Below are 12,607 nucleotides of genomic sequence, written 5' to 3' on the forward strand. Positions count from 1 at the left end.
GAAATAGTGTCGGGCGTGAATAGTAGCATTGGCGACGCCCTGCTGCAGCTTTGCAGGCTCGTCATTAATGCAAAAAAGCCCGCCGGAGCGGGCCATAATGGTTGGAGGATAAGCTTTGGAAGAAAGGCCTAGTAACCCAGTAGCATGCTTGGTAGGCCGGTAATCAGCCAGGGGAAGAACGCCATCAGCGTACAGGCGAGTAGAATCAACGCGACAAAGGGTACCACTGCTTTGTAAAGATGGACGATTTCGACACCGGGTGGTGCCACACCTTTCAAGTAGAACAGTGCATAGCCAAAGGGTGGGGTCAGGAACGATGTCTGAAGCACTACCGCCACCATCACCACGAACCACAACATATCCACGCCCATAGTTTCGACGATGGGCAGCATGATGGGGAAGCTCAGCAGAACAATACCGGTCCAATCCAGGAACATGCCCAGAATAAATACCAGGAACAGCATCAGGATTAGCGCCCCAACGGTGCCGCCGGGCATGGCCAGCACCAGCTCGCTGATCACGGTCATACCGCCACCGCGTGAGAATACACCGGTGAATGCAGTAGCCCCCACCAATACGAGCATGACCATGGTGGTGGTTTTACCCGCTTCTATCATCGTCCAGAAGCAGGTGCTGATTTTGCGATCACCAAAAATCATAAACAGAATAAAGGCGATAAATACGCCGATGGCCGAGGCTTCGGTAGCCGTGGCGACGCCGGTAAATAGCGCACCCAACACGCCTAGAATCAACGACATGGGCGGGAGCACGTACTTCGCCAGCATGATAAGCAGTTGTTTAGTGCTGACTTCAGCGCGCTCTTCCGCCGGTACCTTGGGGCCGTAGCTGGGTTTGATATAGCAGATGATCAACACGTAAAGGGCGTACATAACGCCGAGCAGCAGGCCGGGAATCAGCGCGCCAGCAAACAGGGCGCCCACGGAGACCGGTGAGTAGCTGGCCATGAGGATCAGCATAATGCTGGGTGGAATCAAAATGCCCAAACAGCCGCTGGCCATAATGACTCCGGCGCTGAGCTCTTTGTTGTAGCCATACTTGAGCATTGGCACCAGGGCAATCATGCCCATCACCGCAATCGAGGCGCCCACAATGCCAGTGGTGGCCGCTAGCAGCACCGAGACGATAACCACGGTAAGCGCCAGACCGCCACGCAGGTTCGCCAGTAGTAGGCGCATGGCGTCAAACATCTTCTCGGTAACGCCGGAGTCGTTTAAAAACCGCGCCATTAGGATAAACAGCGGTATCGCCACCAGCACATAGTTGTCCATGGCGTTACCGAAAATATTGTTGATCAGGGTGCCGAGTATGCGCTCACCGGGGCCGAGAAAAGCACCGATAACTGCTACACCGCCCAGCACAAACGCCAGCGGGTGACCCATAAACAGCCCGATCATTAGGCCGCCAAACATGACCAGCGTGAGTAATTCAGGACTTAGGTTCATGCTGATGTCTCCTCGCGAAGCTGCATGATGGCGCGCAACACAATGGCAATAGCCTGCAGCAAGATCAGGATGGCGGCGACCACAATCACCCCTTTAATCGGGTAGACCGGGATCGAGACCATGCCGTAGGTGGTTTCACCGCGACTCCAGGCGCGTTCAAAGAAACTCCAGCCCAGGGTGATCAGCATCCAGATAAAGGGGACAAAGAAAATCAGATAGCCGAGGACGTCAAGCACGGCTTGCTTCTTACGCGATAACAAGCGCTTGAGCACGTCAACTTCCACATGGGCGTGGTGCTTGAGACCGTAGGCCGCCATCAGCATGAAGTGGGCGCCAAACAGCATTTTGGTGACGTCAAAGGCCCAGTCGCTGGGGCGCCCAAATAGAAACCGTGACGCAATATCGAACAGAACAATCAGGGTAATGATGGCAATCAACGGGGCGATGATGCGCCCAAAGGCTTCATTGATGGCATCGATCGCCTTGGCAATCGCATTCATGGAAGATCTCCGCAGTCAGCACAAAAAAACCGCCCCGGAAACCGAGGCGGCACAGAAGCGCCTTACAGGCAGGCTTCGATCTCTTCCAATGAAGGCAGATTGTCCATCACGCGGCTCATATTGTAGGGTGCGGAAACATCGCGCCACGTCGCATAGTGCTCAAGATAGGCAATCATTGATTGGTAGACTTTGGCGTGGTCAGGGTCTTCGCAAGCGCCGCGTAGAATAACCTCGTTGGTAACCTCCTGGATGCGTGCCAGATCCTCTTCAGAGAATTGGTTGATCGTTACCCCCGCGTCAATAAACTTCTGGGTGGCTTCGGTGGACTGGCGCTCAGACCAGGCCAATGACCATGCCATGGTGGCGTCCGCTGCGATGCGCAGGGTCTCTTGGGTCTCTTCGGAGAGCGCATCCCAGGCGTCTTTATTGATCATCACACCAAATACGCTGGCCGACTGGTGCCAGCCGGGCGTTGCCCAGTAGTCGGCCACTTCGGCAAAACCTGCATTAAAGTCGACCCCAGGGGTAGAGAACTCACCCGCATCGATGACGCCGCGCTCAATGGCTTGGTAGACTTCACCGCCTGCCAGGGTGACCTGGGAGCCGCCCAGCTCTTCAAGCACGCGGCCCTGGTCGCGACCCGAAAGACGTAGACGCTTGCCGTCTAAATCGGCAATGCTCTCAATCGGGGTACGGCCCATAAAGCCCGACTCATTGTTAGTGATGCCGTAGGGGAGATAAACCATGTTGAACTGGCCATAAATCTCTTCATACAGCTCGCGGCCGCCCCACTGCTGAATCCAGTTGAGGTAGTCAACGCCATTAAACAGGCTGGTCGTGGTGGCCAGTGGCGAAAAGGCGGGGTTTAAGCCTGCCCAATAGCCCGGCCAGTCGCCTGCGGCTTCAATGCTGCCCGTTTCAGTGGCGTCAAATACTTCCGTGCCGGGCATTAGCGTACCGCCTGCGCGGAAATTGATCTGCAGCTCTTCACCCGCCAGTTTATTGACCAGTTCCACCCAGTGCTGGTCAATCTTGATCAGATCAAGGTTTTCCGGCCAGGTGGTGGTCATTGTCCACTCTTCTTGTGCTTGGGCGGTGGTCGTTAACGTAGCGAAGGCAATACCAGCGGCAAGGCCGGTGAGGGCGAATTTGGTCATTTTTTTCATGATGTATTTCCTGGTTTGGCGTGTGGCGTTATTAGTGTTGGTTACCTGAATGCAGGAAAGTGCAGCACCGCTGGATTACGTTTACGTAAACAAGGGCTTTTAGCGCTGCAGAGCTAAATTAGCACAACAGCCCCGCTGCAGTGCAATATCAGTAATGTAAGCGGCCTCATCGCTAGGTTTTATAAAAAATTTTATATATGCAATTTAAACAACGAGTTATCGAATATTCTTAGAGTAATAGTGAGTGGTGAGATCGCTTTAAAACGTTGAAAGTAGTTAAATTATTCAACCAAAGTTGTAAGTAGAAAGCTTGCCACAAAGCGCTCAGCGGCACGCTGATACACTGATAGGCTAACGTAATGGGAAGCAGTCGCGCTGGAGTAGGGAATTATATTGCTTAAGAACCACGTGTTAGAGAACCAACAGCAAATGCGAAGGGTGGCCGCGTTAGTGCATCACGCACAGCGTTTAGCCCGCCGCCGCTGGCGCCAGCTAGTTTGGCTAAGCGGCGATGCTCAGCAGTGCCAATCCCTCGCGCAGGCGTTATGGCAAGCCCACACCTGGCAGGCGCCGCTGTGGGTGGGCGATAACTACCTATCGCCACGCAAGGCGCGCATGCGCCTGGGTGCAGAGCACCAACTGGTAGTGCTCGACACTCACGGCACGGGGTTTGATCCTGAGGCACTGGGGGCGCTGGCGGGCACGATTACTGCCGGTGGTTTGCTGGTATTACTCACGCCACAACCTTGGGGAGCGGCACCCGACCCGGACTATGCGCGTTTTACCGACCACCCCTGGCACTGGTCCGAGCTGAGCTGCCACTATCTTTCGCGCTTGGCGCGTCAGTTGCAGGCCTCAGCTCAGCTAGTGCGCTGGGACGTTGATCAGTCGTTGCATCTACCTCACCTGCCTGCGCGCAAAGTAGACAACACAGCAACGGCTGATAGTGACTGCCTAACCGCAGACCAAGCCTACGCAGTGAAAGAATTGATTGGCTTGAAACGGCGTCGTCCGTTGGTCATCACCGCTGATCGCGGGCGCGGCAAAAGCGCCGCGCTGGGTATCGCCTGCGCACGGCTGCTAATGCGCAAAGCCCAACGCATAGTGCTCACCGCGCCGCGGCTGAGTGCAGTGGAGAGCGTATTCGAACGGGTCGCGGCACTCTGCCCGGATGGCCGTCGGGTGGCCCCAGGCCACTTCGTGCTGGCCGAAGGCAGCGAGCTGATTTTTTTACCCCCGGATGGCTTAACCGAGCAGATTAACGCCCAGCAGCAGGGCGGTGATGGCAGCTACTTAATGGTTGATGAGGCGGCGGCGATTCCCGCTGCGCTGTTAGAGCAGTGGCTGGCCGCCTTTCCGCGGATTGCTTTCGCCACCACGGTGCACGGCTATGAGGGCTCGGGAAGAGGGTTTGCGCTGCGCTTTCGCGCGACCCTGGAGCGGCTGACGCCCCAATGGAAAGCGCTAACGCTGAACGCCCCCATCCGCTGGCATAGCGGCGACCCGCTGGAAACCCTGGTCAATCAACTGCTGTTGTTAAAAGCACCGCTGCCCATCGCGCAGCCGGGTGGCAGCGCAGTGGCAGCGCAGGTGGTTGATCAGGGCTTGCTTGCCCAGCAAGACGCGGGGTTGGAAAAGCTGTTTGGACTGCTGGTGCAGTCCCACTACCGCACCTCTCCCAACGACCTGCGCCAACTACTTGACGGTCCAGGCACCCAGCTACGCACGATAGAGCAGGCCGGTGAGCCTCAGGCGGTGTTGGTCACCCGGGAAGAGGGCGGCTTTGAGCCAGCCCTAGCCGACCAGGTGGCCCGTGGTAAGCGGCGTCGCCAGGGGCATTTGTTGGCCCAATCGCTGGCGACCCACGCCGGTAGTCGCGCGGCGCTAACGGCGCGCTGGCGGCGGGTGGTGCGTATTGCTAGCCACCCTGAACGGCGTCGCCAAGGTTTGGGACAAGCGTTGTTGGACGAGGATATGGCCGCCGCCACGCAGCAGGGTGTTGCGCTCTATGGGGCGACTTTTGGCGCTGAGGCGTCACTGCTTCGCTTTTGGCTGGCGCAGTGTTTTACCCCGGTGCGCTTAGGCATTACCCGGGAGGTATCCACCGGTGAGTTCGCTGTAATGGTGGCGAAAGCGCTGAATTCAGAAGGCGAGGCGGTGCTTGCTGATCTTAGCGAGCGCTTCCAGGCAGGCTTGCCTAGTCTGCTGGCGTTTGAACTCAAGGCGCTACCCGCTCCAGTGCTCGTATTGCTGCTCGCTCAACTGCCGAGCATGCCACTGAGTGACCGCGAGTGGCAGGATATTGACGATGTAGCCACCGCCCATCGCGACCCCGCGCTTGCTCGCACGGCGCTGCAAGCCTTGGCCCGCGAAACAAGCCAGCGCACTTTAACCGAGCCACAGCAACTGGCGCATCAACAGTTATCTGCCTGGGCGTTTCAAAATAGTGCCCTGGAGAATGCCCATAATGACGCCTTAAAAGCCCTACGCCTCGCTGTGAATAGCCTCATTGAGGTAAAGTAGTTCGGTTACCGATAATGAAGAGTCTTTATGAACGCACATCTTGACGCGCTTGAGCCCTGCTTGGTTTGGCGCCATTTTCGAACGCTGTGTAATACGCCGCGCCCCTCTGGGCATGAGGCGGCACTGGTGGCTACCCTCGAAAGCTGGGCCGATGCCCAGGGCCTCGCCCACGACCGCGATAGCTTCGGTAATTTACGCCTTCGTAAATCGGCCTCTCCCGGCTGCGAGCAGGCACCCGGCGTGGTGCTCCAGGGGCACCTGGATATGGTTGCGCAAGCCAATAGCGGTCACGCCCACGATTTCACCCGTGACCCGATCAGCACCTATGTGGCCGACGGCTGGCTGCACGCCGATGGCACCACCCTAGGGGCTGATAACGGGCTGGGCGTGGCGGCGATTCTCGCCGTGCTGGAAGACCCTGATCTTCGCCACGGGCCACTGGAGGCGCTGTTTACCCTGGAGGAAGAGACCTCCATGGGCGGTGCGCTGAACCTGGCGGAGAACTGGCTTGAAGGCTCGCTGCTGCTCAATCTGGATAGCGAAGATCGTGGTCAGGTCTATATTGGCTGCGCGGGTGGGGCCGACGTTGAAGTGGATGCCCAGCTGCCCAGCGCCGCCGCTGGTGATCACGAGCGAGTGATCGAGATCGCCTTGACCGGCCTGAAGGGGGGCCACTCCGGTGCGGATATCCATAAACCGCTGGGGAACGCCAACCGGTTGTTGGTTCGAGTTTTGCGCTCCTTGGAAGCGTTTGATGCGCGCTTGATTAGCTACCACGGCGGCACCTTGCGCAATGCAATCCCACGGGAGGCGTTTGCCCAAGTGGCGCTGCCCGCCGATGAGGTAGACGCCGCGATGGTCGCTATCGCGGGGCTGGAAAAAATTCTGTTAACGGAGCTGGGTAGTGGCGATAGCGGCCTTAACATCAGCGCTCAGCGTTTGGCTGAGTTGCCCGCTGCGGAACCGCTTACCCTGGACGCCAGTGTAATGCTGCTGGCGGCACTTCACGCCGCCCCCTGTGGGGTCGAGCGGATGAGTGCCGATGTGCCGGGGGTCGTAGAAACCTCCAATAACCTGGGTGTACTAAGCCTCGAAAATGGGCGGTTACATCTCTGCGCCCTGGTACGCTCACTGCACGACAGCGCGGTGGTCGCCATGGCGGATCGCTTTAAAGCGCTGTTTGGGTTGATTGGCGCGCGGGTAAAGGTGGAAAACAGCTACCCGGGCTGGGCGCCTAATCCTGATGGCGCGCTATTGGCGACCTTTAAAGCCCGCCATGCGGCGCTGCTGGGCCGCGAGCCGGAGGTGAAGGTCATCCACGCGGGGCTTGAGTGCGGTATTCTTGGCAGCAAATACCCGCAGCTGGATATGATCTCCTTTGGGCCACTGATTCGCGGCGCCCACTCACCGGATGAGCGGGTGGAGTTAGCCTCTGTGGAAGAGTTCTGGCCGCTGCTGCGGGCGTTGATTGAGGATCTTGCCGATCAGCGCTGATCGTCCCACGCGAACACAAAAACGGCACCTACGCAGCGAAGGTGCCGTTCTTAGCTCAAAAGATGACGCTTACTTGCTTAAATAGGCGTTGAGCATCCAGATGGTTTTTTCCTGCTCGCGGATGTAGTCACCGGCTTGTGCGGCGGTGCCTTCATCGTCGGCGTCAGAGGCGAGCGACAGCAGTTCACGCTGCAGCTCAATGATTGTTTGGTACCCTTTGAGCACGCCTTTGACGCAGGTGTTACCGTCGTGAACGTCTTTATCTTCCTGAATGCGCGATAGCGTTACGTAGTCGCTGTAAGCGTGTACCGGCTTGTGGCCCAGGGTCAGGATACGTTCGGCAACTTCGTCTACTTTGGTCAGCAGGTCGGTGTAAAACTCTTCAAACTTGGCGTGCAGTTCAAAAAAATCGTTACCACGAACATTCCAGTGGTAGCCGCGCACGTTCATATAGAAAATTTGGTAGTTGGCCAGCAGGTGGTTGAGCTTTTCGGCGAGTTGACTAGCGCTACCTTCGTGTAGGCCAATGCTATTGGTATCAGTCATATCCTGCTTCCTCTTTATGCCGCAATATTGATGCAACAGTGTTTGTGTCGCAATGTGCGGCGGTTAATGCGTGTTACCAGAATAGGGTGTCTTAGCGCCGGTGCAAAACAAGTTTTTTGCATCGCTGCCATAGCTCTTTGGCATCAGTGCTTCGACATTAAGTCGTTGCCGTTACCCTTTGGCTATTGCATTAGATGCTGGCGATGAGGGCTTTTTTCAAGGGCTGCACATGGTGTTTTAAGGACTATGCACCCACAGCCGCAGCAAGCTTTCGCAGCGCGCTTCCAGCAGTTCAGCGGTGCGCGGTAGCGCATCGGCTAAGGTCATCGGGCCGTCGGCCAAAGTAAACGCTGCCGTTACCCCTTCGTCAAAGCAGGCCTGCCAGCCATCGCCTAGGCTGCCTGCCAACACGATAACGGGTTTGTTAAGGCGCTTGGCGGCGCGGGAGACGCCAATGGGGGTTTTACCCGACAAGCTTTGGCCATCCAGACGCCCTTCACCGGTGATGACCAAGTCGGCACGGGCCAAGTGCGAGGCCATATCCGCTTGCTGCATAATCATCTCAATACCGGGTTTTAACGTGGCATTTAAAAACGCCTTGGCTGCAAACCCCATGCCGCCCGCGGCGCCTGCGCCCGGCAGCGTTCGGAAATCATCGCCTAATGCATGCGCGCTGATATCGGCGAAGTGGCCAAGCGCTCGATCCAACTGTTCAACTTCTTCAGGCGATGCCCCTTTTTGCGGGCCAAATATCGCGCTGGCCCCGCGCTCGCCCAGCAGCGGGTTATCCACATCAACGGCGGCTTCTAGGCTGAGTTTGGCTAACCGCGGGTCTAGCCCGTCAAGCGCTAAGCTAGCCAGCTGGCTAAGCGCTGCGCCGCCGGGAGGTAGCGGTTTGCCGCTTTGATCTAAAAAGCGCACGCCCAGTGCTTGTAGCATGCCTGCCCCAGCGTCATTGGTAGCGCTGCCGCCGAGCAGTAAAAGCGCTTTTTCGGCGCCTTGATCCAGCGCCGCCAGCAGCAGTTCACCCACTCCAAAGGTGGAGGTGTGCAGTGCATTGCGCTCATCGACGCCGAGGTGCTGTAAACCACTGGCTTCTGCCAACTCAATAAACGCGGTACGCTGGTCGCTCAGCCAGCCCCAGGCCGCTTGGCGAGGACGCCCCAGGGCGTCTTGAACGTTGAGCTGGCGCCGCTCAGCGCCGGTGGCGGCGATCAGAGCGTCTAAACTGCCTTCGCCGCCGTCAGCCAATGGGCAGGCTTGAACGTGCGCCTCGGGTATGGCGCGCTGCACGCCCCGCGCCATGGCGGCCGCGGCGTCTTGGGCGCTCAGCGCATCTTTGAAGCTGTCGGGGCAAAGTAAAACATTCATCAGCACGTTCTCCACAAAACAGTGTCTTCACTACAATGTCATTTCATTTAAGCATGACTAGCTTCGGCGAGCTAAACCAGCGGCCTCGTCCGTTAGAGGATCTAACATGAAGTCGATACCCATAAGCTTAACCTGTCTGCTAGCACTGGCTGGCTGCCAAGTGATTCCTGATCGCCTGCCGCAAGCGGAACCAGCGCCTGCGGCTGCGTGCTATTTTCCCGCCAACCATGAGCGGGCGTTAGAAACCAGTGTTGAGGTGCTCACCGAATGGGGCTTTACCCTGAACTCTACTGATACCGCCTTGGGTTTGATTAGCGCCAGTCGGGAACGTGCGCTACACGGCTATTATGATCCTTACGATGATGCCTACGGCTATGGGCGTGGAATGCGGGTCTTTGGTGGCTTGGGTATCGGACGAGGTTCCGGTGTCGGGTTCGGCATAGGGAGCAGTTTTGGCGGTGGCGTAGGCCAGCAGCCGGTAGAGTTTGAGCGTGTGTCGCTATTGGTCGACGATACGCATATACGCATATCCCGCGATATCCGCCGCTTCGATCACTGGGGTGATCTGCGCGAATCCTACAGTGCCAGCAACGACGATTTCTGTCAGCGCTTTCAAACCCGCTTTACGCAAACCGTCCCCGCCACCGGGAGGCCGTTATGACGCTTCGGCACTGGTTGTTAATTGGGCTATTGGGTGGATTGGTCGGCTGTGCAACGACCACGCCCTTGGAGCCCCGTGAGTTGGCTTATAGCACTTCATCAGAAGAAACCTTCCGCGAAGCCGTCGAGTTGATGGTGGAGCAGGGCTATGTGGTTCGCCATGCGGATCTATCGCTGGGGCGGGCTGAGGCATCGCTTGCTCGCTGGCCGGAGTATCGGCTGCAGTTGCAGGTGAGTGAAGAGGGCAGTGGCAGCCGTGTGCGGGTATCGGCGTTGAGGGGCAACCAGCCGCTGCCGCCCTATTTGCTCGACCCTTGGCTGGTCGCCTTGCAGCATAAACTGGGTGTCGCGCCATGAAGTGGGCAGGTAGCGTAGTCGCCGTTTGCTTGGGCATGAGTAGCGTTCTGGTCAGCCCCGGTGCCCATGCCCACCCTCACGGTTGGATCGATCTGAGTGTGCGGGTCATCACCGATGATCAGGGCGTGGTGAGTGGCCTGCATCAAACCTGGCGTATGGACCCTTTTTATAGCCTGGTGGTTTTTGAAGAGCTCCAGCAGGTAGAGGGTGCCAGCCTCGAACAGGGGCTCGACCAGCTAGGCAAAGAGATTCGCGATAACCTTGCCGCGCAGCACTACTTAACTGAAGTGCGTATTAACGGTGAACGCCAGGCATTGGGCGAGGTAAGCGAGTATACCGCCATGGAGCGCGATGGGCGGCTGACCTTTATGTTTATCCTGCCGCTGGAAACGCCGCAGCCGCTGACAGACGCCCTGCTTAGCTACCAGGTGTTTGATCCCACCTACTACATCGAAGTGGTGCACGAGGAGGCGGACGGTCAGCCTCGGGATGATGCGCTGATACTGCACGGCGAGCCTGCCTGTGAGTTGGCTATTCTCCCCGCGGACCCGGATCCTGAACTGGTGATGCAAGCGGCGCTGCTCGACAAGGATGAGAGTGGTGAGCCAGGCCTGGGGCGCTATTTTGCCGAAACCGGCCAAGTTGATTGTCGCTAGGTGCTGTTCGAAAACAGGCAGTGGCGTGCTGTTTTATAGCTATGTTATCTTGTAACATTTTTTGCGTTGGAGCGTTAAGATGTCCTTAACAAGGCCCTTCACACGTCACTTAGGGTTAATGCTAGGCCTGTTGCTAGTCGCAGCAGTGCTTATCATTGTTTGGCAAGGCGGTTTTCAGAGCGTTAGCTATCAGCTACTTGGTTGGCAGCGTGATCTGCACCGCTCGCTAACGCTGGCGATTACCGAACTGTCACGCACCCCCAGTATGGCAACGTGGGTGAGCTTGCTGAGTGTTAGCTTCGCCTATGGCGTCTTTCATGCCGCCGGTCCGGGGCACGGTAAAGCCGTCCTGGCGACCTACTTAGCCACCCACGGTGGTGCGGTAAAGCGCGCCCTGGGGCTGTCGTTTGCCGCCTCTTTGCTGCAAGGGGTGACCGCCATTGCGCTGATTGTGGTGCTGGTTTACGGCCTGGGCTGGATCACTCGCCAGGCCATGGGTAGCGTTGCCTGGGTGGAGCAGGCCAGCTTTCTGCTGGTGGCGGCGCTAGGGGCGTGGCTATGCTGGCGAGCCGTCAAGCAATTGCGGCGAGCCTATCAGCCTCAGCGAGCGGCTCATGCGTACAGCCCAGGCCACGAGCATCATCAAGACCATGATCATAGCCACTGTTGCGGCGGTGCTCACCATATTGAGCCGCAGCAGGCGTTAGATTGGCGTACGGCGATAATGACGGTCGGTGCCATAGGCATGCGCCCATGCAGCGGGGCAGTGTTAATGTTGGGGGCGGCTAGCCTGCTCGGCCAGTTCGCAGTCGGCGTGGCGTCTGTTGTGGTTATGTCGCTGGGCACGGGGCTCACGGTGTCAGCACTCGCACTGGCCAGTATTTTAGCCCGCGGCTGGGCGCAGCGGCGATTGTCCAAACAGCAGCACAGCCAGCGCAGCGTGCAAAAAGCCACCGGCTGGGTGGCCCTGGCCGGTGGTACGCTGATTGTCGTACTGGGCATCTCACTTAGCGTCGCGGGTATCGCCCAGCCTGCGAGTGGGCCACTTCTCAATGAGCCACCTGCGCGGCAAGGCCATCCATTAACGGGGTAACGGGTAGGCTACACATCCAGTCCATTGATAAGCGCCAGCAGTTGGTCGCGTAACTGTGCTTGTTCATCCAGATCGTAAGGTTTAGGTGAGCCGTTGCCCCAAACAGGGGCAGGCCAGGTTGCATCGCTGTGCCGACGAATAACAACGTGCACATGCAGCTGGCTAACCACATTGCCGAGCGCGGCAATATTAACTTTGTCCCCACCCAGCGCTTCTTTCATTGCATCGCCTAGCTGGGTGGCCTCGCGCCAAAGCTGCTGCTGGTCATTGGCAGAAAGCTCAAACACTTCACTGATAGAAGCGTGGCGCGGTACTAGGATCACCCAGGGATAACGCGCGTCGTTCATTAACAGCACGCGGCTTAATGGGAGGTCGGCAATAGGTAAGGTGTCGGCGGCAAGGCGTTCATCTAGCTCGAAATTGATCAAATGATAGGCTCCACACAGCGGTTAGATGATTGTTAGCATAGCAGCCGCGCAGTGACGTAGGGAAAACGAGCGCGATTGCCAAAACGCTGTTACCCTGAAAAAACTCCCAAGTGGCAAATTAAGTTGCCAGCGGAGTTTCCCGATGTTGAATAACTCGTTAAGGAGAACGGAAAAATGAAAAAATTATTGGCCATGAGCTTTATGCTGCTGATGACAGCGGGTGTGCTAACGGGTTGTAATACCATCTCTGGCGCTGGCCAAGATGTGCAAGAGGGCGGTAAAGCCGTCCAAGATGCAGCTGAATAAGTAAGACTGCGTTTTAAAGCAAGTGGTATCCAACGGGCTAGGCT

13 protein-coding genes are annotated in these 12,607 nt (G+C 57.6%); 7 read left to right on the forward strand and 6 right to left on the reverse strand.

The features are described from left to right. Positions 1–128: 128 nt before the first annotated feature. From HALO_RS04865 to dctP, 3 genes are all read right to left on the reverse strand, one after another. Entirely contained in the window at positions 129–1,463 is a 1,335-nt protein-coding gene (locus tag HALO_RS04865) for a TRAP transporter large permease (protein WP_035585594.1), read from the reverse strand. Then, on the reverse strand, positions 1,460–1,963 hold the full coding sequence (locus tag HALO_RS04870; protein ID WP_035585592.1) for a TRAP transporter small permease subunit: 504 nt from the start codon (positions 1,961–1,963) through the stop codon (positions 1,460–1,462). Before HALO_RS04870 ends, HALO_RS04865 begins: the two co-directional genes overlap by 4 nt. A gap of 62 nt (positions 1,964–2,025) precedes the next feature. After that, positions 2,026–3,129 (reverse strand): TRAP transporter substrate-binding protein DctP, encoded by a 1,104-nt coding sequence (gene dctP / locus HALO_RS04875; RefSeq protein ID WP_035585590.1) that lies wholly within the window; start codon positions 3,127–3,129, stop codon positions 2,026–2,028. Positions 3,130–3,558: 429 nt separating this feature from the next. On the opposite strand from dctP, the gene HALO_RS04880 reads away from it, so the two are divergent. Together HALO_RS04880 and HALO_RS04885 are read left to right on the forward strand one after the other, a co-directional pair. Further along, on the forward strand, positions 3,559–5,652 hold the full coding sequence (locus tag HALO_RS04880) for a tRNA(Met) cytidine acetyltransferase TmcA (protein ID WP_050714126.1): 2,094 nt from the start codon (positions 3,559–3,561) through the stop codon (positions 5,650–5,652). Positions 5,653–5,679: 27 nt separating this feature from the next. Further along, positions 5,680–7,146: an aminoacyl-histidine dipeptidase gene (locus tag HALO_RS04885; RefSeq protein WP_035585586.1), complete on the forward strand. Its 1,467-nt coding sequence runs from the start codon at positions 5,680–5,682 to the stop codon at positions 7,144–7,146. Positions 7,147–7,215: 69 nt separating this feature from the next. Here HALO_RS04885 and HALO_RS04890 read toward each other — a convergent pair whose 3' ends face one another. Further along, positions 7,216–7,692: a Dps family protein gene (locus HALO_RS04890; protein WP_022522067.1), complete on the reverse strand. Its 477-nt coding sequence runs from the start codon at positions 7,690–7,692 to the stop codon at positions 7,216–7,218. Positions 7,693–7,929: 237 nt separating this feature from the next. Further along, positions 7,930–9,063: a glycerate kinase gene (locus HALO_RS04895; protein WP_035585584.1), complete on the reverse strand. Its 1,134-nt coding sequence runs from the start codon at positions 9,061–9,063 to the stop codon at positions 7,930–7,932. A 106-nt stretch (positions 9,064–9,169) separates the two neighbouring features. Between HALO_RS04895 and HALO_RS04900 the strand changes: the two genes are divergently transcribed. The 4 genes from HALO_RS04900 (at position 9,170) to HALO_RS04915 (ending at position 11,829) form a co-directional block, all read left to right on the forward strand. Further along, positions 9,170–9,724 carry a hypothetical protein gene (locus tag HALO_RS04900; RefSeq protein ID WP_035585582.1) on the forward strand — a complete coding sequence of 185 codons (555 nt, stop codon included), beginning with the start codon at positions 9,170–9,172 and terminating at the stop codon, positions 9,722–9,724. Further along, a complete protein-coding gene (locus HALO_RS04905; RefSeq protein ID WP_035562000.1) occupies positions 9,721–10,080 on the forward strand; it encodes a hypothetical protein in 360 nt (119 codons plus the stop codon). The genes HALO_RS04900 and HALO_RS04905 overlap by 4 nt, the downstream gene beginning before the upstream one ends. Next, positions 10,077–10,736, forward strand: coding sequence for a DUF1007 family protein (locus HALO_RS04910; RefSeq protein WP_035585580.1), 660 nt, complete (start codon positions 10,077–10,079; stop codon positions 10,734–10,736). The genes HALO_RS04905 and HALO_RS04910 overlap by 4 nt, the downstream gene beginning before the upstream one ends. A 79-nt stretch (positions 10,737–10,815) precedes the next feature. Continuing rightward, positions 10,816–11,829, forward strand: coding sequence for a nickel/cobalt transporter (locus HALO_RS04915; RefSeq protein WP_035585578.1), 1,014 nt, complete (start codon positions 10,816–10,818; stop codon positions 11,827–11,829). A gap of 8 nt (positions 11,830–11,837) precedes the next feature. Here the strand turns inward: HALO_RS04915 and HALO_RS04920 are convergent, their stop codons facing one another. Continuing rightward, complete coding sequence (locus HALO_RS04920) at positions 11,838–12,257, reverse strand: HIT domain-containing protein (protein ID WP_035562004.1); 420 nt, start codon at positions 12,255–12,257, stop codon at positions 11,838–11,840. A 174-nt stretch (positions 12,258–12,431) separates the two neighbouring features. Between HALO_RS04920 and HALO_RS04925 the strand changes: the two genes are divergently transcribed. Continuing rightward, positions 12,432–12,563, forward strand: coding sequence for an entericidin A/B family lipoprotein (locus HALO_RS04925; protein ID WP_027958626.1), 132 nt, complete (start codon positions 12,432–12,434; stop codon positions 12,561–12,563). Positions 12,564–12,607: the final 44 nt, after the last annotated feature.

The sequence above is a fragment of the Halomonas sp. R57-5 genome, from assembly GCF_900070345.1.
Classification (GTDB): domain Bacteria; phylum Pseudomonadota; class Gammaproteobacteria; order Pseudomonadales; family Halomonadaceae; genus Vreelandella; species Vreelandella ventosae_B.